The organism is Brevibacillus sp. NPDC058079, from assembly GCF_042885155.1.
In the GTDB taxonomy this organism is placed as follows: Bacteria; Bacillota; Bacilli; order Brevibacillales; family Brevibacillaceae; genus Brevibacillus.
In genome coordinates, this window is record NZ_JBHVSO010000008.1 from 132003 (window position 1) to 158162 (window position 26160).

Sequence of the window (26160 nt, forward strand, 5' to 3'; positions counted from 1 at the left end):
ATGAGCCAGTATCAAAATGTCATATGACAGGCTAAGTCATGTCATTTCATCAAAAGAATTTTGTAAGTCGGAAAAGTGATGACAGGAAGTAACTACCGAGTATGACACTAGCTTTGCCATACTGTGCTCAAGCGCTCACTCTCGGAGTCGCTGCGGTGTTACCAACACAAAAAGGAGAATCGCACATGAAAAAAGTGATACAAAAAATGAGTCTCGCCGTTTTTCTTCTCTCCACCACCTTGATTACCGCATGCACACAGCCGCTCGGTGCCATGGAATCAAATCAGACTGCTTCCAGCATAAACGGACCAGTGGATGCCAAAGAAGTAGAAGCGTTTGCCGATCCTCTGTTTGCAGAGAAAATGAAACAATACAATGTGAATGGTTCGAGCTTTGTGGTCGTCCGTGATGGCAAGGTCATCGTGAACAAAGGCTACGGCTTCGCTAACAAGGAAAAGAAAATCCCTGTTGATAAAGATACGGTGTTCCAAATTGCCTCTGTATCGAAAACCTTTACCGCTTTGGCTGCCATGCAGCAAGTAGATGCAGGTAATATTGACCTGCATGGCAATGTAGAGGAATATCTCGGTGGGCTAAAAATTCCTAATAAAACAGGAAAACCGGTCACCATGTACGACTTGCTTACCTACACAAGTGGCATCGATTTGCCTGATGGCATTGCCATTACCGGTGCCCAATACATTGATCAGGACATCTCGATGGATGAATACCTTCCAAAGCATATGCCGACCGTCATCCGACCACCAGGCGAAGCCTATACGTATGATAATTCTGGATTCTTACTTGCTGGTTACGCCGTGGAAAATGCAAGTGGAATCCCCTTTGCCGAGTATATGGATGAAAAAGTGTTCAAGCCTCTCGGAATGACCTCAAGCAGTGTACGCTTTAAGCCTGAGCTCATGAAGCGAATGGCTGCCAATTACGTCGGTCGTAAAGGAGAGCTTCGTCCTCCAGAAGGGCGCACTCCAACTGATGGTCCACAGGGAAGCATTCTATCAACAGGCGAAGACATGGCCAAGTATATGATCATGCAGCTGCAAAACGGAAAATTTGACGGCAAGGAAATCGTCAGCGAAAAAAGCATGGACTTGATGCATACGTACCAGATTTTCGCGAATAAGGACATCCCGATCACAACCGTAGGCTTTGAAGGCTATTTTCCAGAGCTGGCAAATGGTCAACACGTTGTTTTGAAGGGTGGAAACATGCCTGGCCATTCTTCCCTGATGGTATTGGTCCCAGAACAAAAAACCGGCTTTTTCATGTCCTACAACAATGATTCGTTATTAAGCTCCGAAATTTACAAAGAATTCATGGATCATTACTTCCCAGCGACAAAAGAACAAGCAGAGCCTGCTTACTTACCTTTGAGTGAAAAGGATGCGCAAAAATATTTCGGGCTGTATCAAAATACGCGTGTCTATTTTGCCCGTACTTCTATTACCTACGAGAATGGCTCACTCGTGCTTGAGAATGAGATAACCGGAAAACAAAAGCTGCGAATGATTCATCCATTGCTGTTTGTAGATGAGGAAGACAATAAAGTCGCGTTCAAGGAAGACAAAAACGGTAACATCAAATACTTCTATTATGCAACGCCAAAAGGTGCTTTACTGGTTGCCGATTCACAAAAAATGGAAATGAAACAGACCTACTCAGACGTCTCTAACACTAGTAGCTATAAGACCTATATCAACAACCTCAGCGCTCTTTCCATTATGGGAGCAAAAACAGGAAATAAATTTGATCCTACAGGAACCATGACACAAGGCGAATTTACTGACGCTCTGATCAAAGCACAAGGCATGTACGTATTTGCCGGGAGTGAAGACGGGATTAGACAGCAATTGGCCGCGGGCATCCCTAATTTGAATCCATCTGCACCAATCACCAGACAAGTCGCTGCTGTCATGATCCAAAATTTGAAGCAGCTTGAACCAGTGGCAAACACCAAAACGAAGCTACAAGATACCGCCGATGCATGGGCAAAAGATGCGATCACTGCTCTTGTTTCACAAGGCATCGTTGATCCGGATACGAAAGTAAGCGCAAATGGCTCTTTCACATTCCGCGCAAAAGATTTACTGAAGCGTCAAGAAGCAAGTGCCTTGCTTGATTTAGCGTTTGGCTACTATTCGCTGCCGATTAAACGAAACTAACTCCTCTCCTCTCTGAGCCAGTGCCAAAACGTCATATGGCATGTCAAGTCATGTCATTTCATCACAGAGACAGCAACTATTTTGTATATCGGAAAAATGATGACAAGAAGTAACTACCGAGTATGACGCGAGCTTTGCCATACTGTGCTCAAGCGCTCATTCTCGGAGTCTGTGCGTCAAAACGTGTTGCCAAAACAAAAAGGAGAATCGCACATGAAAAAAGTGATACAAAAAATGAGTCTCGTCGTTTTTCTTCTCTCCACGACCTTGATTGCCGCATGCACGCAACCGCTCGGTGCTGTGGAATCCACTCAGACTGCTGCCATTGCTGCCCAAGGACCGGTGGATGCCAAAGAAATAGAAGCGTTTGCCGATCCACTGTTTGCAGATAAAATGAAAGAATTTAATGTGACTGGTTCCAGCTTTGTTGTTGTCCGTGATGGCAAGGTCATCGTGAACAAAGGCTACGGCTTTGCTGACAAGGAAAAGAAAACCCCTGTTGATAAAGATACGGTGTTCCAAATTGCCTCAGTATCGAAAACCTTTACCGCCTTGGCTGCCATGCAGCAAGTCGATGCGGGTAAAATTGACCTGCATGGCAATATAGAGGAATATCTCGGTGGGCTAAAAATTCCTAATAAGACAGGAAAACCGGTCTCCATGTACGACTTGCTCACCTACTCAACTGGCTTCGAATTGCCTGACGAAACTACCTTTACCGGTCCACAATACATTGGGCAGGACATCTCTATGGATGAATTCCTTCCAAAGCACATGCCGACCGTCATCCGACCACCTGGCGAAGCCTATACGTATGATAATACAGGATTCTTACTCGCTGGCTACGCCGTGGAAAAAGCAAGTGGAATCCCCTATGCCCAGTATATGGATGAAAAAGTGTTCAAGCCTCTCGGAATGACCTCGACCAGTGTACGCTTCAAGCCTGAGCTCATGAAGCGAATGGCTGCCCATTACGATCTTAATGGCGAGCCACGTCCGGCAGAAGGACACGCTCCAACTGATGGTCCGCAGGGAAGCATTCTATCAACAGCAGAAGACATGGCAAAGTACATGATCATGCAGCTGCAAAACGGAAAATTTGACGACAAGGAAATCGTCAGCGAAAAAAGCATGGACTTGATGCATTCTTTCCAGATTTTCGCAGAAAAGGACATCCCAATCACTACCGCAGGCTTTGAAAACTATTTTCCAGAGTTTGCAAATGGTCAGCACGTTGTTTTGAAGGGCGGAAACATGCCAGGCCATTCTTCCCTTATGGTATTGATCCCGGAACAAAAAACCGGCTTTTTCATGTCCTACAACAATGACACAATGTTTAGCGCTGATATTTACAAAGAATTCATGGATCATTATTTCCCGGAAAAAGTAAAAGCAAAAGCAGATCCAGAGTCTGATTACTTGCCCTTGAGTGAAGGGGATGCGCAAAAATATTTCGGGCTGTATCAAAATACGCGTTTCTATTGGACACGCACTTCTATTACCTATGAGAATGGATCACTCGTGCTTGAGGGTGAGGCAACCGGAAAACAAAAGCTGCGAATGATTCACCCATTGCTATTTGTAGATGAGGAAGGCGAAAAAATCGCGTTCAAGAAAGACCAAAACGGTAACATCAAATACTTCTATTATACAACGGCAAAAGGCGCTAGCCTTGCTGCCGATTCACAAAAAATGGAAATGAAAAACACCTACTCAGACGTCCCTAACACCAGCAGCTATAAGACCCATATCAACAACCTCAGCGCCTTTTCCATTATGGGAGCGAAAACAGGAAGTAAATTTGATCCTACAGGGACCATGACACAAGGCGAATTTGCTGACGCCCTGATCAAAGCACAAGGCATGTACGTAATGGCCGGGAGTGAAGACGGGATTAGACAGCAAATGGTTGCTGGCATCCCTAATTTGAACCCATCGGCACCAATCACAAGACAAGTCGCTGCTGCCATGATCCAAAATTTAAAGCAGCTTGAACCTGTGGCAACCAGCAAAGTGACGCTGCAAGATACAGCCGATGCATGGGCAAAAGATGCGATCACTGTACTTGTTTCACAAGGCGTCGTCGATCCTGACACGAAGGTAAGCGCAGATGGCTCTTTCACATTCCGCGGAAAAGATTTACTGAAGCGTCAAGAAGCCAGTGCCTTGCTTGATTTAGCGTTTGGCTACTATTCATTGCCGATTAAACAGTAAGCATCTGTTTCCTCTTTTTGGGATAAAGTAGGGACTTGTTGTATACCCTACTCCTTTGAGGGAGGTGACTGGTCGTGGAAAATAGCGATAAAAACAGGGGACAAGCTGAGCAAAGAGTTTCGAGTGACTTGAATGAGAAGGAAATCGAGCTTCAGCATCAATATCAAATGTTCCCTACCCCGGATGAAAAACGTGCTTCAAAAGTAATTACTGAGCTGAAAGATTAATAGCTACTCTCCCCCACTTTAAGGCTGTCGAGAAACTCGGCAGCCTTTTTCATTTGCTCCGTAATCCGCTGAGCATGACATGAGCGAGTGCCAAAATGTCATATGACACAAAGTAACTACCGAGCATATGACAGAAAATAACTACCGAGCATATGACAGAAAATAACTACCGAGTATGACACGAGCTTTGCCATACTGTGCTCAAGCGCTCACTCTCGGAGTCGGTGCCCCAAAACGTGTTAGCATAAAAGCATAAATCAAAAGGGGAATCTCGCATGAAAAAGGTTTTTCAAAAAATGAGTCTCACGGTTTTTCTTCTCTCCACGACCTTGATTGCCGTATGCACGCAGCCGCTTGGTGCAATGGAAATAAATCAGACTGCTTCCATTGCTGCCACCAACATAAAAGGACCGCTGGATGCCAAAGAAGTAGAAGCGTTTGCCGATCCACTGTTTGCAGAGAAAATGAAAAAATTCAATGTGAATGGTTCCAACTTTGTTGTCGTCCACGATGGCAAGGTTATCGTGAACAAAGGATACGGTTTCGCTGACAAGGAAAAGAAAATCCCTGTTGATAAAGACACGGTGTTCCAAATTGGCTCTGTAACGAAAACCTTTACCGCCATGGCCGTCTTGCAGCAAGTCGATGCGGGTAAAATAGACCTGCATCATAATGTAGAGGAATATCTCGGCGGGCTAAAGATTCCCAATACGACCGGAAAACCGCTCACCATGTACGACATGCTTACCTACTCAAGCGGCTTCGATATGCATGACATCACTACCTTTCTCGGTCCACAATACACCGAGCAGGACATCTCGATGGATGAATTCCTTTCCAAGAATAATATGCCGACTGTCATCCGACCACCTGGCGAGGTCTATTCGTATGATAATACTGGATTCTTACTCGCTGGCTACGCCGTGGAAAAAGCAAGTGGAGTCCCTTATAACGAGTATATGGATGAAAAAGTGTTCAAGCCTCTCGGAATGACCTCGAGTAGCGTACGCTTCAAGCCTGAGCTCTTGAAGAGAATGGCTGCCCATTACGGTCCTAATGGCGAGCCACATCCGGCAGATGGATTCCTTCCAACTGATGGTCCGCAGGGAAGCATTCTATCAACGGGAGAAGACATGGCCAAGTACATGATCATGCACCTGCAAAACGGAAAATTTGACGGCAAGGAAATCGTCAGCCAAAAAAGCATGGACTTAATGCATTCTTACCAGATTTTTGCGGAAAAGGACATCCCGGTCACAACAGTAGGCTTTGAAAACCTTTATAGAGACCTGACAAATGGTCAGCACGTTGTTTTCAAGGGTGGAAACATTACTGGACATGCTTCCCTGATCGTATTGATCCCTGAACAAAAAACTGCCTTTTATATGTCCTACAACAATGATTCGGACATGAGAGCAGAAATTTTCAAAGAGTTCATGGATCATTATTTCCCGGAAAAAGAAAAAGCGGAGCCTGTGTATTTGCCCTTGAGTGAAAAGGACGCGCAAAAATATATCGGGCTGTACGAAAATACGCGTGGCTTTTGGAACCGTACTTCTATTGCCTACGAGAATGGCTCACTTATGGTGGAAGATGCAACAATCGGAAAACAAAAGCTGCGCATGATTCATCCACTACTGTTTGTAGATGAGGAAGGCAGTAAAATCGCATTCAAAGAAGAGAAAGACGGTAACATTACATACTTCTATTATTCCACGCCAAAAAACGTCTCACTTGCCGTTGCCCATTCACAAAAAATGGATAAGAAAGAGACATACTCAGACGTATCTAATAGCAGTAGCTATAAGACCTATATCAACAATCTCAGCGCGCTTTCCATTATGGGAGCAAAAACAGGAAGTAAATTTGATCCTACAGGGACCATGACACAAGGCGAATTTATTGACGCCCTGATCAAAGCACATGGCTGGTACGGATTTCCCGGGGATGAAGCCATCAATAGACAGCAATTGGCCGCGCGCGTCCCTGATTTGAACCCTTCGGCACCTATCACAAGACAAGCCGCTGCTGTCATGATCCAAACTTTGAAGCAGCTTGAACCGGAGGCAACCAGCAAAGTGAAGCTGCAAGACACAGCCGATGCATGGGCAAAAGATGCGATCACTACGCTTGCCTCACAAGGCATCGTCGATCCTGATACGAAGATAAGCGCAGATGGCTCTTTGACATTCCGCGCAAAAGATTTGCTGAAGCGTCAAGAAGCAAGTGCCTTGATTGATTTAGCGTTTGGTTACTATTCTTTGCCGATTAAGCGGTGAGCTTTTGGGATAAAGTAGGTAACTTCTCCCTTGAAGGAAGTGACTGTTCGTGAAAAATAGCGATAAACACAAGGGACAAGTTGAGCAAAAAGAGTCAAATGAATGGATTGAGAAAGAACTCGAGCTTCAACATCAATATCAAATGTTCCCAACTCGGGATGAAAAACGTACTTCAAAAGTGATTACCGCTCTGAAAGATTAATAGCTGCGAAGAAAAGAAGAATTAAGAAATTCCCTCCCCCATTTTAAGGCTGTCGAGAAACTCGGCAGCCTTTCTTCGTATAGAAAAAAGAATCCGCTTATTGGAGATGGATTCTCGCTAGTACCTTTATCTCTCCATAACTCTCGTGCTTTCTGGCAGTAGCCTCTCACTTCATCTATGATTGCCTCATACTCTGTCTGTGCCTGTGCCTGTGCCTGTGCAATTCATCCTACCTTTTCCTGTACCTGCTTTGCCATTTTCCTCGGCCTCCTTTAATTCTGTGCATGCATAAAAGGCTCATTCCTCCTCATTGTTCAAGTGGAATAAGCCTTTGAAAGTTTATCAAGTTTGGTTGTCACGTTTTTTAGTGTTTGGTTTGTTGGTTGTATTCTACGTCCTACTATTACGATGTAAACCCATTCTACATTTTTGTATGGTTTATATGTGTTAAATGATAGGTATATTCAGCACTTGGTAGCCCTACTAGATCATCCTTTTCCTAAAATAATAAATTATAGAGCTTCAATATCAGCTTGCTCAGTGAATCCCGAATCTACCCAAATTATATCAAGATTTATTTAGTTACTTCATTCAACTAAAGTTGAGTCAAGTAAATTTAAATTTCTATCACTTATATCTTCTGGTGAGTTCGTAATGGCGTCTACATACCAATCTGCAAGCGGAATCATCTCTGATCCAGCAATAATATTCTTATCCATAAGGATGACTTTCCCACCCCTTTCAAAATATTTAATAATAGGCTCATAAAGATTATAATACTTTCGAGCTTTTAGTACTTTCTGATCTACTAACGCTGATAGTTCTAAGTAATTTATACAAACTGACTTGATTAATTCACTTTCAATTGATTGAATAGCTGGACATACTTCTTCTATCTCTAATGTATATGAATACCCCAGCGCTTCTACAGCATTAACAAACGGACTATCGATACTTAAATATAAAAATCGTTCAAAATATGCCGCCCTTCTTAAAAATTCATTTATTAAGATTACATGGGATTTCTTTTCTGGTTGTTCAAGCATAAAATTGATAGACGTAATTCTAGTTTGAGCATACTCTAAGTAGCTTGTAATAATCAGTCCGTCCTCATTTTCCCACTTTATTTCCATGTCTTGTTCTAAATCCAATCGATCTAAATGTTGGTCACTAATGTCATTGGGTTCCTTAATTACCTTGTCACGATAAGTAGGAAGATGGAAGGTAGCCTCACCAACAATCATTGAATTTTGACGAATATCAAAACTCCCTCCTCTTTCTAATAATTGTATCAACGGTTCATACAAATCCTTATGTTCTAACGCAACTGGTATCCCTTTATCTATTAAAACTGACCATTGAAGATAGTATCGACACATATATTTAATAGTACCATAATGAATTTCTTCAAGTTTTGGACACCATTGAAGGACATCTATGTCTAACTCTCTATCCATTACATCATATGCTGAAATAAACGGATATCTTAAAGTCTTTAATGTAATTGAATATTCATGAATAACACGTGTAGCCCTTCTAAGGAATTCTTGCATTAATAAATGATGTGATTTGTAATCCTGGTTACGAATATTATCAAAATCAATCGATGAGATTCTTTCTGCGACACTTATTAAGTTATTATTTTTCATTTTGCTATATACTCCCACCGTGAAATTTACTTACTATTTCTTATTCTGTTTGATTTGAAGCGCTGTAACTTCGCGAGCTTCGGAGCTTAATTACGCTATACGTCTATTCCTCAATTACAATATACACTTTTAAATTCGGGCGAACAAAAAAGCTCATTCCTCCTTATTGTTCAAGTGGAATAAGCCTTTGAAAATTGGTCTAAGCGTATTTATCAAGTTTTTTAGTGTTTGGTTTGTTGATTGTATTGTCTTGTTGTTGGGATTGTAAACGGGTTTACATTAATTTTTTACAAGGGCCCCAATTGCTATTCATCTTTGAAAATAGCTCCCATTTGTTCTAAACTTATATTTTCAGACCAAATAGTTTTATGATTGTAAAAAGCCCCATTAAAAATAACATTGTTTATCTCTACGTTTGATAAGTCTACTTCAGATAAATCGGCACCAGTAAAGTCTACATCTTGAAGTATGGAATTCCTAAAAGATGCTCTCGATAAATCACAATTAATAAATTTTACATTTTTAAGGTTAGAATACATAAACCTCACTTTCATCATACTAGAATCGGAAAAATTCACTTCCTCTACTACTGATTCATAAAACGTAGCTTTTATAGCCTTAGAGTTAGTTGCTTCACATTTCTTAAATATTGAGTAATCCAAATTTGACTTTGTCAAGATCACGCCATTCATACTGACATCAAAAAAATTAATTGATGCCAGATTAGAATAATAAAAATCAGTATTGGTTAATAAACATTTCTGTAATGTTGAGCCTACCAGTACCACATCTGTTAAGTTCTTATCAACTAAATCCAATTCAATTAAAGTAGCATCCTCTAAATACAATTGTGTGCCTCTAGATTTTGATTCAATGATCCATAATTGGTGATCCTCAATCATTTTATTTAGTTCTTGTTGAGTTAACATCTATTATGCCCCCTCTTTCCATTTAAGGCCACCAACGGATTTTTCCCTTCCATTCCATTGTACTTATAGCATTTGTTAATTGCTCAATGTGATCTTGGGATAATTTAGTGGTATCAAGAATAACATTTTCTCCCTTGCTTAATTCATCTTCAATATCTGCCATTGCCTTATCTAATCTAAACCCGCCTTTCTTAGGAGGGTAATTTGAGTTAAATCCCTTTACATCCCACACTTGTCCATTTCCATCGATAAACTCACCACGACCCGTAACTGGATCACGTACAATTGGCCCCGTAAGTTCTCCTCTAACCTCTAATTCAAGCCCAGCCTGACGTTCTATTCTAGTTTTGTCATCAATGTTAAAATTATGGTCTGGATCTCTTGCCAAATCTTCATACTCATCTGGTGTTCTAGCATGATAAGTTCCCTTATCACCATACTTATCCATTAATTCCTGATAGTAATCTGGGGCATCCTTCTTGATTATATCTAAATCACTTTTACCCGTCCCCCCAGTATCCTCTATCTCTCGTTCCCTTTCTTCTTTTTCCTTTCTTTCTCTTTCTTCTCTTTCCTTTCTTTCTCTTTCTTCTTTCTCTTTTTCTTCACGTTCCTTCCTCTCACGCTCTTGTCTTTCCCTCTCTTCCCTTTCTCGCTCTTCCTCCTCTTTTCTACGACGATGATTTCCTCCACCGCCGCCTCCATTTCCATTCCCATGACTGTTGCGCTTTTCTATAAAAATTACTGGCCAACTAATTCCACCACCGTCAATTGGACTAGTCCACATCACTCTAACTCTTATATCTGTATAATCTTTCATCAGTTTAAGAAACTCTTCAATTTTATCTTTTAATTTAATCATCGACTCTGCAAAACTCTTAGCCGCCGTCTTTAGCTTTCCATCCTTAAGCATGGCGCTCATTGCCTCATCAATACTGGAATTAGGCAAAAGGACACCTTTCCCATTTCCCTCTTGATCACCAGACTTTTTCTTGCCATCCGGCCCATTCAGCTTATCGGCAGTTTTCACCGTCCTCATGACGGCTGTACCTGTTCCGGCACTAAGAACGGTTACCGCTACCTCAGCTACCACCATGTCTTTCTTGAACTCATTCTGGCCCTTCGCATAGCTCTCGTCTTCCGATCTGGTCCACAGACCGCCTTTAATCAAGTTATCTTGATCGTATTGGGCGTCCTTCGCGAATGGATCGAGATACTCGTCGTAAAGCCCTTCTCCCAGCTTCCCCAAATCTGAAAGGATTTCTTCCGGTGCCTTCTTGCCCGTAAACGTATCTCCCACATAATTGAGCGTGTTGTTTACGCCTTGCTCGATGCCTTTCACGATGCCATTGCGTTCTCTCAGTGTGCCTACTTCTTCGCCGCTTACAAATTCATATATATCTTGCGTATTCTCTTCTCCCGCAAGTCCTGTCAGCAGCATGTCCCCGGCATCTACTGCGGTATTCCACAACCCCGCCAATGTATCTCCAAAGGCATCTAACTTCCCTTTTACCTCTGCCACCTGGTTGTTGAAGGCTCTGCGGGCCATGATGGCAGCCTGACCGTTTTCCTTCAAATCCTGTTCAAACGCACTTAATATCATCGGAAACGCCTGACGAACGGTCGCCTCCAGCTTAATTTCCTCACTACTGGATTTGTTTTCCTCCAATAGTTCTATCGTATCCGACGCCGTTTTCACGTTCAAGCTCTCAGTCCCGGACAAATACACAGCCGCCCCACTCAAGCTCAGCGCACCACTCGCACTGATATTCACATCCGAGGTACTGTTCAGACTGATGCCCACATCCTTGTTCATCGAGATGTAGAGCATCCCTTCCTGAGCAGTCATCGTCAGCTCTTTATCCCCGAGCGTAAACTCTTTTCCCTGCGGATTCCCAAACGACTTCACACCGGGGTCCTGCATTTGTCGATCTTGCTTCTCGGCAGCCGCTCCTTTGGGCGCATGACGCACGGAGTTCATGACCATACCGTCGTCTTCATCGGCGCTCGGGAAGTACAGCTTTACTTTCGAACCGAGCTCGGGCATGAGGTACAAGATTTGGTTGCCTTCCGCCGCATACGGGAACCACTGGGCCTTGCTTGGCTCTTGCTTTTTGTCCATGTTTAGATGGAGCTTGACCTGATTGCGACCAATTTGAATCACTTTTCCGTCGATCGCCGCACCGATGATGGCCTTGTTGTACAGCTTCGATTGCTTGACGGCTTCAGGCACAGCGCAGACGTAACTCCATCTCAGGAGTCCCTGCTTCAGCTTCCCACTCACTTTTGTAATGACAAACGTTTGGCCTTCCCGCTGCACCTCATCCCCGATTTGTAGCAGGTCTTCGTAGTCAAAGGCGTACGTCGTGTACTGGTACTCGCTGACGGACGAGGATCCGTTTGCGGCTTTTTTCATGTACGGCGCGATGGCCCGGTTGACCTCGTATGGCGATTCTTCTTCCAGCTTGATTTGCTTGCGTCCCTCGGGCATGCCGATCCACAAGCGTACCTTATGCGCACTCAAATCCGGTACGAGAACGGCTCCGACATGGGACGCGATTCGTTTTAAAAAAGTCCAGTCTGTCTCCTCGTACTGCATGATGTATTTGCCCTGCTTACGGTCGTCGAAGGCTTGATCGATGACATCTCCACCGTGATAGACGGACATGATTTCGTCTACGACATCCCGGTACAACCGATTCACTTCTTGAAACGAACGTATTTTTACGCTCATGTCCAGCGCATATGTATGAGACACGGCCTTTATCGTGACGTAGTGAATGTCCCGTACGACCTTGATCTCCACATGATCCAGCCGCCCCATGAAAATCGGCTGTTTTTGCCCGCCTTCCACCTTGTACAGCTCGATGGGATCGTGGGTGCCGGCACGATTGATGATCTCGTCCTCTTTTTCTTCCGGGACAATTCCTGTGATCGTGAGCTTGGCATGCGTGCCTGTTTGATGGACGAACTCCAGCTGATCTAGCCGGACCGGTCCATATGGCCAAACGAATTTTATATCCTGATAGGTCATGACGCCGCTTGTACGCTGCATGTTCTCTCCCCTCCTTCTCTAGCAAGCGCGGGAAGCGTCAATCCTGACCGTCTTTTTCAATCGTGATGATGCCTGACAGATTGCAGACTAGCTGCGACTTGCTCAGTAAGGCATGCTCGTTGTCGATGAGCACATCGTGCTTTCCATCTGTCCATTTCGAGGTCGTCTGTGGCACACACAGTCCTCCTCCTGCCGCTGTGCAAAACCCAAAGCATCCGATATTCACTCCGGGGACGTGATCGGCAACATTCATGACAGGCTTGTCTAGGCTATAAACGCCATGGCACAAGGGCAAATTCAATATGCCGGGGTCAGTTCCCTTACTGCACTTGAGGGTCGCTCCCCGCACGACATATGAGTACTCGGGGCTGAACAACCCCATTGCAAGTGCTTGAAGTAACGCTAGCATCTTTAGACCTATCCCCCTTTCCAAAAAAATCCTCTGCAAGCAACTTCCATAATTCGTCTTAATTTTACATTCCATCTAATAATCGGGATAAACTGGAAAGTAATTTATGGGTCAAACGTCCCGTTTCCTTATTTTTCTAAATAACCCAAAAAGGCCTCCACCAACTCTAGAATGGTTGGGGAAGCCTTCTTGAAAGAAAAAGCATTCTCGTTATATGGTTACACTCTCTTCGATCACCAGTTCACCGTTTGTCGCATCGAGACTGGCCTCTACGCCCAGAGGGAGAGCAATGTTGCACGCGCCATGTCCGATCTGAATGTTCCAGATGGTCGGCTTTCCGTACGGTACGACGATATTTTGAAACACATCCCAGACAGAGAAGCCTTCGCGCTTTTTCGGCTCACAATCTGTCCATGTCCCGATGACGACGCCTGCACAATCATCAAACAAGCCGCCTTGAGCAAGCTGTGTCAGCATGCGGTCAATCCGGTACGGCTCTTCGTCGATATCCTCCAGAAATAACAGCTTGCCTCTCGTATCGAGCTGGTAAGGCGTCCCCATCAACGCGGAGACGAGGGCGAGATTCCCGCCGACTACGGGTCCAGCTGCCTGACCTTCGACGAGACAGACGATCTCTTCCCCAGGCGGATTAATGATCGCTCCCAATGGCTCGGGGCGAGTCATGGCGCGCAGCAAATATTGCTTGGACCAGTCATCCAGTCCATGTGCGATATCTGAGGTAGCCATCGGGCCGTGAAGGGTAGCCAGATTCGCCCGCTGTCCGAAAACGGTATGCAGCGCCGTAATGTCGCTGTAGCCGATAAACAGCTTTGGATTTTGGGCGATGAGGTCATAATCGAGCAAGGACAGAATTTGCGGGGAACCGTATCCGCCCCGCATGCACATGATTCCGTCCACTTCCTCGTCGACGAACATGGCATTCAGCTCAGCCGCCCGGTGCTCAGGAGTTCCCGCTAAATAACCACCGTACGATTCTCGGCACGTATCCGATATTTTCACCTTGTATCCCAAACCTTGCAGCTCTGCCATTGCTTTGTTCAGCACTTCTTCTGTAGCAGGACTAGAGGTTGCCACTACTCCGATTGTATCTCCCGCTCGCAATGCTTTCCCTTTGTTCATCTGTCCAGTCTCCTCCTCCGGGTTCTCTCCCCATTATCATACATCTGTGTCACATGGTGCATATCCATTTTCGCAGCTTGCGACTTGCAGACGGCTGGCTGATTCCGAGCGCTTCTGCTACCTTTGTCGTCGTCTTATGCTGCTCATACGCCCGGTGCACGAGCTGGCGCTCCACCTCGTCCATTGCTTCTTGCATCGCCATCACACGATCTACCTTGATCCCTTTGTGCTCACTGTACTCTTGGTTATGAATATAACGAGGAATTTGCGCGGGCGTAATGAGGACATCGTGAGACGTGACGACGAGCCGTTCCACCACATTTTCCAACTCTCGCACATTGCCAGGCCAATCGTATTCACTGAGGATGCGATAGCAGGTATCTGTGAGCTGTCTTTCCAAACAGTACTTTTGCGAAAAGACATTGAGAAAGTAATGAACGAGCACAGGTATCTCTTCCTGCCGTTCGCGCAGTGGTGGAATTTCCAACGGGACGACGTGAATACGATAGTACAAATCCTCGCGAAACTTGCCATCCTTGACCATTTGTCGCAGGTTTTTATTCGTGGCCGTGATTAGCTTTACATCTACTTTTCGCGAAACAGAGCTACCTACGGGCGTAATCGTTTTTTCTTGCAACACATTCAACAGCTTCACTTGCAAGGAGAGTGACATCTCCCCGATCTCGTCCAAAAACAGCGTGCCTCCGTTTGCCTTTTCAATCAAACCTGCCTTACCATCTTTGAATGCTCCTGTAAAAGCACCCTTTTCATAGCCAAACAGCTCTGACTCCAGCAATGTCTCGGGAATGGCTCCGCAGTTGATGTGCACGAATGGCTTGTCCACCCGCGGACTGCACTCGTGGATGTATTTTGCCAGCACGCCTTTTCCGACACCTGATTCTCCTAACAGGATCATGGATGATTCTACCTGCGACAGTTTTTTGGCCATCATGGCGACCTGCTCCATGGACTGACTGCGGTAGATCAAGCTCGTCTCACCTTTTTGTCTGTTGTTCTCCTTGGTCATTTCACTCTGCAAGACCGTGCCGACGTACTTGACTTCATGTAATTCCTGCTGGAGTTGCTCCTGGCTAGTGATATCAATGAACGTATGGATCACTCCGCTAAAATTCCCGTCCTGACCCCAAATCGGTGTGCCTTCCACAAAAAGCTTGCGATTTTTGCGGGTGGTCTGAATCGTGTGTACCTTTTTCTTGTCTCGAATAACCCGCATCGTAATCGTTGGCGCAAAATAGCCGAGATGATAAAACTTCTCGATAGGCTTGCCCATCATCTCCCTGGGATCGATTCCAAAAAATTCTTCATATCGTTCCGAGCCATACAAAGTCCTGCCTTCTGCGTCTGTTACGTGCACGATATCAAACAGCGAGCCTATTAACGCTTCATAATCGATCATGGCGCTCTCTACCTCCGGTGCCCCCCGCCACTTGTGGAGTGACACGTACATAGCGATTCGTTGGTCTGCCTACCCCACCATAGCTGACGTCCATTCTGACACTCCCGCTCTTCTCCAGATAGTCTAAATAGCGTCTGGCCGTCACTCTCGCAATCCCTACGCGCTCGGCCACGTCATCTGCCGATAGTGGCTGACTCTCTTTCTCGATCTGTCGCATGATTTGCTCCATGGTGACAGCGTGCAGTCCCTTCGGCAGCACTGCCCTGCCTGTAGTGGCATCGGCTAGTTCTTTTTCTGGACTTTTTCGGAATAGCAGCTGGTCAACCTCATCCTGAGATGCGGTGCCCTCCCAATCAATCCGTCGGCGAAACTCTCGATAGTTTTCCAACGACTGCTTGATCCGTTCAAACTGAAACGGCTTGATAATATAGTCCATCGCCCCATTGCGCAGCATCGATTGGATCGTGGTCTTGTCCTTTGCAGCTGTCACGACGATGACGTCCACAGCATGTTTGGCGGCGCGCAGCTCCATCAGCGCCTTCACCCCGTCCTGGATTGGCATGAAAATATCAATGATCACCAAGTCAGGAGTGAGTTCATTCACTAGCTTGAGTCCATCTGCCCCATTGGCTGCAATTCCTACGACGCCGAAGCCCGGGACGCGCTCAATGAACTGCTTGTTGATTTCCTGTACCATCGGATCGTCTTCCATAATCAGTACGCGAATGTTATCGTTATCCTTCTCCATGACTGTCCTCCTCCCCCATCGGAAACGTTATGAGAAAGCTGGCCCCTTCTCCTCTTGCCGAATGGCATACCAGCTCGCCCCCTCCTTTATTGACCAACTGATGCACCAGATGCAGACCAAGTCCACGGTGCGCTCGTTCTTTCGTAGAAAATCCCCGTTCCAGCATGTGTCGGCGCGTCTCTTCGTCCATGCCGATTCCATTGTCCTCCACCAGGATGGAGCAAACCTCTTCGTCCTGCTCGATACTGATCATGATCTCCTTCTCCTCGTGTTCGATTCGCTCCAGTGAATCAAAGGCATTCTCGATCAGATTTCCCAATATGAGCACGAAATTGTGATGATCCATGTATGGCGGAAAACATTCCAGATGACTCCTGCGATCAATGACAACACGGATGCCCAGCTCTCTTCCGCGACTTACTTTGCCAATCAAGAGCCCAGATAAATTCTCATCCATGATTCGCGTTGTTAAAAAGGAAGTGAGTTCCTCCTGTTGCTCATTGACCTCGAACAAATACGCGAGTGCCTTTTCATGCTGATGGAGCTGGAGCAAGCCTGCGATAGTATGCAAATGATTCATGTGCTCGTGATTTTGTACCCGCAGCGCACCGACGAATTCTTTTACGCCCGTCAGCTCCTCCGCCATTCTCGCCACTTCTGTTCTGTCCTGAAAAATCGCAATCGCGCCGACGACCTTTTCCTCAACCTTGATCAGAAATCGGTTCGACCATAGCAGCGCATTGCCGACGTGAATTTCTGTGTTGGTAAAATTCTGGCGAAGCTCCAGCACTTCTGGTAATCTTGTGTCGTGCAGGACAGACCGAATGTGCTTGCCCAGCACCTCTCCTTCGATGCCAAAAATTTGCTTCGCCCGGTCGTTAAAAATCGTGATTCGCTCCCGATTGTCGATGGCGATGACCCCCTCATGCATGGCATGGAAGGTTGCGGTTCTCTCTACCAGGATTCGCGCGATTTCGTCTGGCTCCAGGTCGAGCATCTGTTTTTTCATGTGACGTGCCAACTGATAGGAGCCCCACACCCCGAACAATAAGGAGAAGAAAAAGGTCAGCGCGATATTGTTTCGCTCGGTGTACAAGATCCCCCAGACATCAGGCATGACACGTCCGACCAAGACAACACCCACCTGCTGATGCTGGTCATCCATGATCGGCACGTAGGCCCGCAGAGCCGTTCCCATCTCTCCTTTAACTTTTTGAAAATAGGAGTGCTCGGCATAGGCCTCATCAACCGCTGGGTCCATAAATACCGTACCGATTCGCTCATCTAATGGGTCTGAATAACGGACACGCTCCTTATTCAGCACGACGATATACGTCACATCGTTGACGACGCGCAGGTTGTTTGCTGTCGGTTGGATCACCTTCCACCCGTCTGGTTCCTGAATGCTTTTTTGTACATTGGGAATCGTCGCAACCGTGCGCGCTGTGGTCATCAGCCGTTGTCCCAGTTGGGTTTCCGTAATCCGAATAATCCCTCCGGCCATGATCAAGTTTCCGATGATCAAAGAAAAAAGAACGATTCCGACGGAGAGCAGCATAATCTTCCATTTAATTGTTAAGCGTTCAAACAGGTTCGTTCTTTCCTTTCCATTGGGTTTGCAACTCAAATTCATTCAACATAAGCAGGTGTTAGAAAATGAAATCGTTGGTAACCAGTACATTCATTGTCATACTCGGACTTGTGAGCGCTGTCATTATAGGCTTCGGACCAGATTTCCTGATGGAAAACAGAGGATACGACGAAGAACAGGTAGGACTGTCCAATCAAATTATTATCAAGTTCAGCCACGTAATCGCGGAAAATACACCGAAGGGGCTAACCATCGAACGCTTTTCCCAGCTAGTGAAGGAAAAGACAAACGGACGTGTCGAGGTACAAGTCTTTCCCAACAGTATCCTTCATACCGAGAAAACCGAGATGACTGCTTTGCAAAACGGCGAGATCCAGATGATCGCCCCTGCATTCTCCTATCTGTCGAACACGATTCCTGAGTGGGCTGTGCTTGATCTGCCTTATCTGTTTCGATCCCAGGAGGATGTCGAAACCGTATTCAATGGGGAAATCGGTCAAATACTATTCGATAAGCTTGAAGATTCCGACATGAAAGGACTCGCCTTTTGGGCAAGCGGCTTTAAGCAAGTCACAGCCAACCGCCCGTTGATCATGCCTTCCGATTTTGTCGGACAACGCTTGCGCATCATTCCAGGCAACGTGATCGAAGCTCAGTTTCGCACGCTCCAGGCAATCCCTGTAGGCTCTTCCTTCAATGAATTATACAGCATGCTGGCTGCCGGAAAAGTAGACGGCGAAGAAAATACGATCTCCAATGTGTACACCAAACGGCTCTATCAAGTACAAAAGCACATGACGATCAGCAATCACAGCTATCTAGGCTACACCGTCGTCATTAATAAAACGTTTTGGAACAACCTCCCCGCCGATATTCAGCAGGCCATATCGGAAGCGATGCAGGAAGCGACAGCTTACAATAATCAATTGGCTGTTTCGATGAATGACAAACAGCTGCGCTTGCTCCAAGAAAATGGGGGAATGCACATCCACATACAGACTGCCGAAGAACGTGCCGCCTGGATCGAAGCATTACAACCAGTCTACGATCAATTCGCTCCGAGTATCGGAGAACCCTTGATGCAGAAAATCAGAGAGCTCCACCAACGCCGGTGAAGCTCTCAAGCAATCTCCTCTTTCTGCTCCTTGCGCATGGGCAAAATGAGCGTAAATACAGATCCCTCTGACGTGCTTTTTGCGAGGAGGAGATCTCCGCCAAGAGCCTTCGCCATCATGCGAGAATAGGACAACCCCAAACCGAGTCCACGTACTTTGTCTTTTTTATTGCTTCCCCGAAAGAAACGCTCGAACACAAGAGGCTGTTCCTTTGCGGGTATTCCTGGCCCATCGTCTTTGACGTCGATTCGTAAATCGGTGTCCGTTTCGTATAGAGTGAGCGCTATGCTCCCCTTCTCACCGACAGCCTGTTTCGCGTTGTTCAAAAGGTTAATCAAGATTTGCTGCACACGGCCCGGATCGACATAGATCATCGCCTGCTTTTCCAGAACCCAAACGGTAAACGTCACGTGACCGAGGTCGTGGACAATCTGCCATTGTGAGGCGATCTCGCGGATCAGCTTGTTCACGTTTTGCTCTTCCTGACAAACGGTGATCGCTCCTACGGCAAATGAATTGAAGTCTAGCAAATCCTCTACCATTTTTTGCAGGCGCTTCGTTTCCTTCAGGCAGATTTCCAAAAACTCCTTCTGTTCCTCACCGGAAACCACCTCGTCGTTAATTGCCTGGATTAATCCGCTAATCGACGTAACGGGGGTTTTCAGCTCGTGTGTCACCCCAGCCAAAAGCTCTGTGCGCATGCTTTCCAACTGCCGAAGACGGTCGGCCATTTCCGCAAACGTATGCACCAGCTCGTGAATTTCTTTTTCCTTGATCGTTTTATTAATCAAGACGTCGTAGTTTCCTTCTACGATCTGTCGTGCGGACATCACCACATTTTGAATCGGTTCAGACAGCTTCCGCGCATGAAAATAAATAACCGCCCAGCCAAGCACACCCAAACTCCCCAACATGATGACCAAATATTGGATTTCTTCTTTGCCTACCTTGATATCTGTTTCTGGGAAAAGCAAGATCACCTTGCCTATTATTCGATCATTGTATTCCAAATTTTTTCTGATTACATACAGGGTCTCCCCTGACGGATGCCTCACTTTATCCCGCGTGTCCGCCTGCTCCAGCATCTCAGGTGCTGCCTGCTGCAAGGGAGGTGGAAGCTTGGTCGGCCGACTGTAAACGACCTCTCCTTTTACATCTTCAATGAACAAAATCAGATTGCGATCCACACCCATAAACTTGCGCCGATTATCCAATACCTGATGAAGCTTTTCGCCCACCAAAATATTTCCAACATCATCGACGACTCGATCAGCCACTTCCTCTGCAAACAGTCGCGTGACCTCGATCTGCTTTTCAATCGCAGCGTACTTGATCCAATAAGCAGAGACAGCCCCAATGATGAGCAATCCGATCACGAGGGTGAGTAGATAGCGTGTGGTCCAGTAGCGCAGCAGCGATACGGGCTCATTGTTTTTTATAAACACAGAATTGATACCCAACCCCTCTTTGCGTCTTGATCTCGCCTTCCTGAACTGGCCAATTTTCCAGTGTCTTTCTGACCCGCTTGATCGCCAGGTCTACAGCGCGGTCACTGCCACCATAGTCCATACCCCATACTTGTTCGATCAATTGCTCACGGGTAAAGGTCTGATTCGGATTTTGTGCCAGAAAAAGCAGCAAGGACAAATCACGCGGGTGAAACGTCAGTTCGAGACCGTGCAACGTCACGTGGTGGGACTGAAAGTTTATTTTTAAGCTTCCAAATAGTCGGGTTTCCTGATCTTTCACCAAAATAACGGAGCGGCGCAACACCGCATTGACTCGTGCAACTACTTCATCCGCGACAAAAGGCTTCGTTATGTAGTCATCCGCCCCTTGATTGAGTCCTTTGAGCTTTTGGTCTGTCTGACCAAGCGCCGTCATGATAATGACCGGACAGGAGCTCTTTTCGCGAATGTACTGGAGGATCTCCCAGCCATTGCGTTCAGGGAGCATGACATCCAACAGAACAAGATCCGGCTTTTTTTCGTCAAAAAGCTCCATCGCCTCGATTCCGTCGTTCGCTTGCCAGACCTCATACCCTGCCTTTTGCAAGTAAGCCTTCAGCACGCGCGATATCACCAGTTCATCTTCTACCAACAAAATGCTTTTCATAACTTCCCTACCTGATTTACAGACATATGATCATTCCTATTCGAGAATTGTCGCATGGTCTCTCTAATAGTCTACGTACCTCTATTCTATCAGTTTACATCCTCGTATTAAAATTTGGCTTTGATGTTTTTGGAAAATAGGAAAAAAGCCTTGCATCCTTTGAAAAGGAGCAAGGCTTTTTTTGTGAGAAATGTCCCCACTTTAGATCATTTTACACGTCAAAGTTGATGTCCTCGTCGCTAGCATCGCCTTCGAACTCATAAATGGTATCGTTATTGTCGCTGTCGATGACTTCACCTGTAATGTCGGCATCTTCGAAATCCTTGTTGTCCCAGATATCTTTGATAATATCTTCAACGAGAGCCTCTACATCGCCATCGTCATCCAGATCATCGAATTCATCTTGGTATTTATCCAGATTGATCTCGATTTCTACGTCGATATCATCCTCATCGCCCTTCAGGGAGATACTCCATTTGAGGTCTTTGTAGTCATCGTAATCAGAATTCAGATCATCTTCCAGATCATCCAAGGCATCCTGAATATCATCATCGTTGTTATTATTATTGTTTTTCTTGCCGTTTTTCAAATCAGAGATCTCTTTGTTCAGGCTATCGATGGTGTTTTGCAGACTTCTGATTTGAGCGTCACGTGCAGCCAACTCGTTTGCGTGCTGGGAGTTAGGCATGTCTTTTACCGTAACGGTGTACTTCGCGCCATCCCATGCTACATCCTTGTTAAATACACCAGCCATCATGCGAAGTGGAATGTACGTGGTTCCGTTTACGATGAATGGTTCGATTGTAGTTGGAACAGTTGCACCGTTATAGATAACTTTAATGTTGTTGTACTTAGCTTGCAGATTCTTCGTTCCAGTAGCTGCTTGAGAGCTCGTCGGAATAAGTGTGGTAGTCAGAATCAACGCTGAGGCAATCGCCAGATATTGCTTCTTGAACATAGAAAATCCTCCATTCTCCCGGTTGTCTATTTCTTTCGTGTCACTATGTACATCTCTTACTTTACCTATCGTTCGTGTCGAGAGTATGTCAACAATTGATTTTTTCCTTTCCAATTTGAGGGGATTTCTATGACCAAAAGGACCAAAACAACCAATATGACCGTATCATTTTCAATTTTTCACACAATTTATACAATGCGAAAGAGAGGAATAAAGCGTTTTCAAAACCTGGAGGAGGAACGAATTTCATGCGGATCAACTTTAAAAATCTGACCATACAGGTCGTTATTGCCATCATTCTCGGTATCCTAGTTGGTCATTTTGCACCCAAATTTGGCGCAGAGCTGAAGGTGTTGGCCGATATTTTTGTCAAACTGATCAAAATGGTCATTCCACCGATTGTCTTCTTCACCGTAGTGAATGGAATCGCCAGTATGGGAGACATGAAAAAGGTCGGTAAGATCGGTGGCAAAGCGCTGCTCTATTTTGAAATCGTTACCACAATCGCATTGGCAATCGGACTGCTCGTGGTCAACCTGATCAAGCCTGGGGTAGGCTTTGACAAATCGGGCCTGACCAGCGGGGACGTCTCCAAATACACAGAGGCTGCTGCCCAGAGTAACAACGGTTTTATTGATTTTATTACGGCGATCATCCCGGAAAATGTCGTCGGTGCTATGGCAAATGGCGAGTTGTTGCCCATTCTGTTCTTCGCTGTCCTGTTTGGTCTCTCACTCGCTGCCATGGGGCAAGCGTCCCAGCCTGTCATCAAGCTGTTTGATAAGCTGGCACACGGATTTTTTGGTGTCGTCAACATGATCATGAAGGTTTCTCCAATAGCTGCATTTGGTGCAATGGCGTACACGATTGGCAAATTCGGCATCGGTTCGCTGACCAGACTGGGGCTTTTGATGACGGCTGTCTACATCACGATGTTTTTGTTCATTATTCTCATACTCGGCGGGATCGCGCGCTACTACAAATTCAACATCTTCTCGTTTATCAAATACATTCGGGAGGAAATCCTGCTCGTGCTCGGTACATCCTCCTCAGAGTCCGCTCTTCCGAGAATGATGGATCGGCTGGAGAAGTACGGTTGCTCCAAATCCGTTGTCGGTCTGGTCGTACCGACGGGCTACTCGTTTAACCTGGATGGTACCTCGATCTATTTATCTATGGCTGCCATTTTTATCGCCCAGGCATATGGCATCGAGCTCAGCTTCTGGGAACAGGTCACCCTTTTAGGAATCCTGATGATTACGTCAAAAGGGGCTGCCGGTGTCACAGGTTCTGGTTTCATTACACTCGCCGCTACCTTGGCAGCCTTCCCTATCATTCCGGTCGAAGGCATTGCCCTCTTGCTCGGTGTTGATCGATTCATGTCAGAAGCTCGTGCCATCACGAATCTGATCGGAAATGGCGTAGCTACCGTGGTCATAGCCAAGCATGAAAATGAGTTCCATCCGGGACGCGTCCAGCAAGCAGATGAAACCGCCATCGAGTCGGACAACGATTCAGAAGCAAAACCGATCATGGCCTAGTCCCTATAAAAAAGAGGTTCTCCTATTGAGAGAGAACCTCTTTTTGCTTTAGTCATTTGGCCATGTCTTACGAAGCTCCTGCTCAAATTGGCGCAGGTGATTAATTCGCTTCTGTGCTGCCTGATACTCCTCCTGCCAGCCCTCTTTCTCGCGCTCTCTGATCAGCTCCGCCTTTTTCTCCAGCTCCCTTACCTCATTGCGCAATGCGATCACGATGTCCAATAGCTCATCCATATCCATGGACCGCATGTCTTGAATAAAGATCCATTCAGCTTCTGTTAATCGATACTGTTTATTCGCCATGTTTCATCATCCTTAAAATAACCTCTATCGAAGCCCACTCATGGTGGAGCGACCGCGTTTTAGAGGAAGGTTAATATTCCTGTTCGTTTATAAGTGTGTCATTTTTTAATAAAAACGTTTCATTTTGAAGAAAAACGACGTCATTTCGTGTATAATAGTTGATGTAGGTATGAATGTCGACAATAATCCGCACAACAGGGGGGATTATTACTAAAATATCACCGGAATGGATATAATTCCAAATAATTATTGACGACTTGTTGCTCACTGAAAAAAAGAGCCGCTATCTATGCCAATACAGTGTTTTGCGCGAAGGAGGATCTTACATGTTCTCTATTAGAGAATCCGATTTACCAGGAATCGGTAGGAAGTACCAGGTCGAAACCAGAAGTGGCGACAAGCTGGTTATCGTCATTCACGATGACGGCCGCCGGGAAATGTATCACTTTGACCGTGATGATATGGACGAAACGATCTCCATGGTTACCCTTGACGATGATGAGGCGAGACAAATTGCTGCCATCGTAGGCGGTTTGACGTACAAACCGTCTGCACTGGAAACAGTCGAGGTTGCGTTAGACAAACTCATGATCGAATGGTACAAGATTGAATCGAACGCTCCTGCCATTGGCAAGACTATTGGGGAGCTCAACATTCGTCAAGAAACAGGAGCTACCATCATCGCTGTTATCGAAAAAGACCATAAACAAACGATTAATCCCGGCCCCGAGTATGTCCTTTGTACAGGATCTACGTTGGTCGTTGCAGGTGAACGGAAGCAGGTGAAGGCTCTCAAGACTAATCTCAGCAACGGAGGTGAGTGATATTGGAGCACATCGTTTTTGAAGTCGGTCTCGCCCTCGCACTCATAGCAATTGCGGGGTTCCTCTCTATGAAGTTAAAATTCTCCATTGTACCCTTCTACATTCTTGTCGGGATGATCGTGGGTCCACACGCTCCCGACATCGGTTTGTTTGATCTCCGCTTTATTGAAAGCGCCCCGCTCATCGAATTTATGGGCAGACTTGGCGTACTCTTCCTGTTGTTTTACCTCGGACTGGAATTTTCGGTAGGCCGTCTGATCAAGGCTGGTCGATCCATTGCCGTAGGCGGTACGATCTACATCGTGATTAACTTTACCCTCGGCCTCGTATTTGGTTGGGCCGCTGGCTTCCCTCTCAAAGAGGTATTGATTATCGCCGGTATTACCACTATTTCCTCCAGCGCCATTGTGGCAAAAGTACTGGTGGATCTCAAACGTACAGCAAATCGCGAAACAGAGATGATCTTGGGGATCATCATGTTCGAAGACATATTCTTGGCCGTCTATATTTCGATCGTGTCCGGCTTGGTGTTAAGTGGTGCAACCTCTCTTGCTGGCGTACTCTCATCCGCATTGATTGCACTCGGCTACATGCTTCTCCTCATTATCGTAGGCCGCAAGCTCGTACCTTTCCTGAATCGGGCATTGAACATCAAATCAAACGAAGTGTTTATGATTACGGTGTTTGCCGCTCTGTTTCTGATTGCGGGTTTTTCCGAAACGATCCATGTTGCCGAAGCCATCGGAGCATTGCTCGTAGGTCTCGTCTTGGCAGAAACACAACACATGAAGCGCATCGAGCACCTCATCCTGCCGTTTCGTGACTTCTTCGGAGCCATGTTCTTCTTCAGCTTCGGCTTGACGATTGATCCGTTGGAGTTGGGTGGAGCCGTATGGTTGTCCATCGCTGCAGTCGCCATTACCCTCTTCGGTAACGTCGTGGCCGGACTTTTGGCTGGCCGAAGCGCTGGACTGTCTCCTAAGGCTTCTACCAATATTGGACTGACCATCGTATCTCGCGGTGAGTTCTCCATTATCATGGCTAATCTCGGAAAAGCGGGCGCACTCATGGAAATTCTGCAACCATTTGCGGCTCTTTACGTTTTGATTCTCGCCATTTTAGGTCCATTGTTGACCAAGGAATCCAAGCATATTTACAAGTTGCTCAATGCTGTGTTTCGTCTGGATCGAAAGACACCACTCAAAGAACCAGAAAACAAAGCAGACGCTGGATAATAGGAGAGACATCACTACCGACAGCAGAT

21 protein-coding genes are annotated in these 26160 nt (G+C 46.0%); 9 read left to right on the forward strand and 12 right to left on the reverse strand.

Annotated features, from left to right (window positions below; genetic code table 11):
* Positions 1 to 185 precede the first annotated feature (185 nt).
* The 5 genes from ACFVS2_RS22845 (at position 186) to ACFVS2_RS22865 (ending at position 7102) form a co-directional block, all read left to right on the forward strand.
* Complete coding sequence (locus tag ACFVS2_RS22845) at positions 186 to 2180, forward strand: serine hydrolase domain-containing protein (protein ID WP_390238003.1); 1995 nt, start codon at positions 186 to 188, stop codon at positions 2178 to 2180.
* Between the two features lie 213 nt (positions 2181 to 2393).
* Positions 2394 to 4394 (forward strand): serine hydrolase domain-containing protein, encoded by a 2001-nt coding sequence (locus ACFVS2_RS22850; RefSeq protein WP_390238006.1) that lies wholly within the window; start codon positions 2394 to 2396, stop codon positions 4392 to 4394.
* Positions 4395 to 4468: 74 nt separating this feature from the next.
* The gene (locus ACFVS2_RS22855) at positions 4469 to 4621 is read left to right on the forward strand and encodes a hypothetical protein (RefSeq protein WP_390238009.1); all 153 of its coding nucleotides are present in this window, start codon (positions 4469 to 4471) and stop codon (positions 4619 to 4621) included.
* Between the two features lie 275 nt (positions 4622 to 4896).
* Positions 4897 to 6900 (forward strand): serine hydrolase domain-containing protein, encoded by a 2004-nt coding sequence (locus tag ACFVS2_RS22860; protein ID WP_390238011.1) that lies wholly within the window; start codon positions 4897 to 4899, stop codon positions 6898 to 6900.
* A 49-nt stretch (positions 6901 to 6949) separates the two neighbouring features.
* A complete protein-coding gene (locus tag ACFVS2_RS22865; protein WP_390238014.1) occupies positions 6950 to 7102 on the forward strand; it encodes a hypothetical protein in 153 nt (50 codons plus the stop codon).
* Positions 7103 to 7689: 587 nt separating this feature from the next.
* Here ACFVS2_RS22865 and ACFVS2_RS22870 read toward each other — a convergent pair.
* The 8 genes from ACFVS2_RS22870 to ACFVS2_RS22905 all read right to left on the reverse strand — a co-directional run bounded on the left by ACFVS2_RS22870 (position 7690) and on the right by ACFVS2_RS22905 (position 18007).
* On the reverse strand, positions 7690 to 8751 hold the full coding sequence (locus tag ACFVS2_RS22870) for a hypothetical protein (RefSeq protein WP_390238017.1): 1062 nt from the start codon (positions 8749 to 8751) through the stop codon (positions 7690 to 7692).
* A gap of 305 nt (positions 8752 to 9056) precedes the next feature.
* Positions 9057 to 9680, reverse strand: a complete 624-nt coding sequence (locus ACFVS2_RS22875; RefSeq protein ID WP_390238020.1) for a pentapeptide repeat-containing protein — start codon at positions 9678 to 9680, stop codon at positions 9057 to 9059.
* Positions 9681 to 9702: 22 nt separating this feature from the next.
* Positions 9703 to 12735 (reverse strand): late control protein, encoded by a 3033-nt coding sequence (locus tag ACFVS2_RS22880; RefSeq protein WP_390238022.1) that lies wholly within the window; start codon positions 12733 to 12735, stop codon positions 9703 to 9705.
* 37 nt (positions 12736 to 12772) lie between these two features.
* Positions 12773 to 13144, reverse strand: a complete 372-nt coding sequence (locus tag ACFVS2_RS22885) for a DUF4280 domain-containing protein (RefSeq protein WP_007726007.1) — start codon at positions 13142 to 13144, stop codon at positions 12773 to 12775.
* Positions 13145 to 13354: 210 nt separating this feature from the next.
* Positions 13355 to 14284: a S66 peptidase family protein gene (locus tag ACFVS2_RS22890; protein WP_390238025.1), complete on the reverse strand. Its 930-nt coding sequence runs from the start codon at positions 14282 to 14284 to the stop codon at positions 13355 to 13357.
* A 49-nt stretch (positions 14285 to 14333) separates the two neighbouring features.
* Positions 14334 to 15701 (reverse strand): sigma-54 interaction domain-containing protein, encoded by a 1368-nt coding sequence (locus tag ACFVS2_RS22895; protein ID WP_390238028.1) that lies wholly within the window; start codon positions 15699 to 15701, stop codon positions 14334 to 14336.
* The gene (locus ACFVS2_RS22900; protein WP_390238029.1) at positions 15688 to 16449 is read right to left on the reverse strand and encodes a response regulator; all 762 of its coding nucleotides are present in this window, start codon (positions 16447 to 16449) and stop codon (positions 15688 to 15690) included. Before ACFVS2_RS22900 ends, ACFVS2_RS22895 begins: the two co-directional genes overlap by 14 nt.
* Entirely contained in the window at positions 16436 to 18007 is a 1572-nt protein-coding gene (locus ACFVS2_RS22905; RefSeq protein ID WP_390238324.1) for an ATP-binding protein, read from the reverse strand. The genes ACFVS2_RS22900 and ACFVS2_RS22905 overlap by 14 nt, the downstream gene beginning before the upstream one ends.
* A 98-nt stretch (positions 18008 to 18105) precedes the next feature.
* Here ACFVS2_RS22905 and ACFVS2_RS22910 point away from each other — a divergent pair, with 98 nt between their 5' ends.
* Positions 18106 to 19155, forward strand: a complete 1050-nt coding sequence (locus tag ACFVS2_RS22910) for a DctP family TRAP transporter solute-binding subunit (protein WP_390238031.1) — start codon at positions 18106 to 18108, stop codon at positions 19153 to 19155.
* A 5-nt stretch (positions 19156 to 19160) separates the two neighbouring features.
* Here the strand turns inward: ACFVS2_RS22910 and ACFVS2_RS22915 are convergent, their stop codons facing one another.
* The 3 genes from ACFVS2_RS22915 to ACFVS2_RS22925 all read right to left on the reverse strand — a co-directional run bounded on the left by ACFVS2_RS22915 (position 19161) and on the right by ACFVS2_RS22925 (position 22228).
* Positions 19161 to 20615 carry a HAMP domain-containing sensor histidine kinase gene (locus ACFVS2_RS22915; protein ID WP_390238034.1) on the reverse strand — a complete coding sequence of 485 codons (1455 nt, stop codon included), beginning with the start codon at positions 20613 to 20615 and terminating at the stop codon, positions 19161 to 19163.
* Positions 20581 to 21270: a response regulator transcription factor gene (locus ACFVS2_RS22920; RefSeq protein WP_007725990.1), complete on the reverse strand. Its 690-nt coding sequence runs from the start codon at positions 21268 to 21270 to the stop codon at positions 20581 to 20583. Before ACFVS2_RS22920 ends, ACFVS2_RS22915 begins: the two co-directional genes overlap by 35 nt.
* Before the next feature lie 211 nt (positions 21271 to 21481).
* Positions 21482 to 22228 carry a stalk domain-containing protein gene (locus tag ACFVS2_RS22925; protein ID WP_390238037.1) on the reverse strand — a complete coding sequence of 249 codons (747 nt, stop codon included), beginning with the start codon at positions 22226 to 22228 and terminating at the stop codon, positions 21482 to 21484.
* 248 nt (positions 22229 to 22476) lie between these two features.
* Here ACFVS2_RS22925 and ACFVS2_RS22930 point away from each other — a divergent pair, with 248 nt between their 5' ends.
* Positions 22477 to 23769, forward strand: coding sequence for a dicarboxylate/amino acid:cation symporter (locus ACFVS2_RS22930; RefSeq protein ID WP_390238039.1), 1293 nt, complete (start codon positions 22477 to 22479; stop codon positions 23767 to 23769).
* A gap of 48 nt (positions 23770 to 23817) precedes the next feature.
* On the opposite strand, the gene ACFVS2_RS22935 is transcribed toward ACFVS2_RS22930, so the two are convergent.
* Positions 23818 to 24072, reverse strand: coding sequence for a hypothetical protein (locus tag ACFVS2_RS22935; RefSeq protein WP_173620097.1), 255 nt, complete (start codon positions 24070 to 24072; stop codon positions 23818 to 23820).
* Positions 24073 to 24398: 326 nt separating this feature from the next.
* On the opposite strand from ACFVS2_RS22935, the gene ACFVS2_RS22940 reads away from it, so the two are divergent.
* Positions 24399 to 24896 carry a cation:proton antiporter regulatory subunit gene (locus ACFVS2_RS22940; RefSeq protein ID WP_173620098.1) on the forward strand — a complete coding sequence of 166 codons (498 nt, stop codon included), beginning with the start codon at positions 24399 to 24401 and terminating at the stop codon, positions 24894 to 24896.
* 2 nt (positions 24897 to 24898) lie between these two features.
* A complete protein-coding gene (locus ACFVS2_RS22945; RefSeq protein WP_390238043.1) occupies positions 24899 to 26131 on the forward strand; it encodes a cation:proton antiporter in 1233 nt (410 codons plus the stop codon).
* Positions 26132 to 26160: the final 29 nt, after the last annotated feature.

Coding starts and splice junctions, on each gene's coding strand:
- ACFVS2_RS22905 (WP_390238324.1), bottom strand. CDS start 18,007: ATGCTGCTCTCCGTCGGAATCGTTCTTTTTTCTTTGATCATCGGAAAC.
- ACFVS2_RS22925 (WP_390238037.1), bottom strand. CDS start 22,228: ATGTTCAAGAAGCAATATCTGGCGATTGCCTCAGCGTTGATTCTGACT.
- ACFVS2_RS22890 (WP_390238025.1), bottom strand. CDS start 14,284: ATGAACAAAGGGAAAGCATTGCGAGCGGGAGATACAATCGGAGTAGTG.
- ACFVS2_RS22860 (WP_390238011.1), top strand. CDS start 4,897: ATGAAAAAGGTTTTTCAAAAAATGAGTCTCACGGTTTTTCTTCTCTCC.
- ACFVS2_RS22940 (WP_173620098.1), top strand. CDS start 24,399: ATGTTCTCTATTAGAGAATCCGATTTACCAGGAATCGGTAGGAAGTAC.
- ACFVS2_RS22895 (WP_390238028.1), bottom strand. CDS start 15,701: ATGATCGATTATGAAGCGTTAATAGGCTCGCTGTTTGATATCGTGCAC.
- ACFVS2_RS22935 (WP_173620097.1), bottom strand. CDS start 24,072: ATGGCGAATAAACAGTATCGATTAACAGAAGCTGAATGGATCTTTATT.
- ACFVS2_RS22875 (WP_390238020.1), bottom strand. CDS start 9,680: ATGTTAACTCAACAAGAACTAAATAAAATGATTGAGGATCACCAATTA.
- ACFVS2_RS22920 (WP_007725990.1), bottom strand. CDS start 21,270: ATGAAAAGCATTTTGTTGGTAGAAGATGAACTGGTGATATCGCGCGTG.
- ACFVS2_RS22910 (WP_390238031.1), top strand. CDS start 18,106: ATGAAATCGTTGGTAACCAGTACATTCATTGTCATACTCGGACTTGTG.
- ACFVS2_RS22930 (WP_390238039.1), top strand. CDS start 22,477: ATGCGGATCAACTTTAAAAATCTGACCATACAGGTCGTTATTGCCATC.
- ACFVS2_RS22900 (WP_390238029.1), bottom strand. CDS start 16,449: ATGGAGAAGGATAACGATAACATTCGCGTACTGATTATGGAAGACGAT.
- ACFVS2_RS22850 (WP_390238006.1), top strand. CDS start 2,394: ATGAAAAAAGTGATACAAAAAATGAGTCTCGTCGTTTTTCTTCTCTCC.
- ACFVS2_RS22870 (WP_390238017.1), bottom strand. CDS start 8,751: ATGAAAAATAATAACTTAATAAGTGTCGCAGAAAGAATCTCATCGATT.
- ACFVS2_RS22885 (WP_007726007.1), bottom strand. CDS start 13,144: ATGCTAGCGTTACTTCAAGCACTTGCAATGGGGTTGTTCAGCCCCGAG.
- ACFVS2_RS22845 (WP_390238003.1), top strand. CDS start 186: ATGAAAAAAGTGATACAAAAAATGAGTCTCGCCGTTTTTCTTCTCTCC.
- ACFVS2_RS22880 (WP_390238022.1), bottom strand. CDS start 12,735: ATGCAGCGTACAAGCGGCGTCATGACCTATCAGGATATAAAATTCGTT.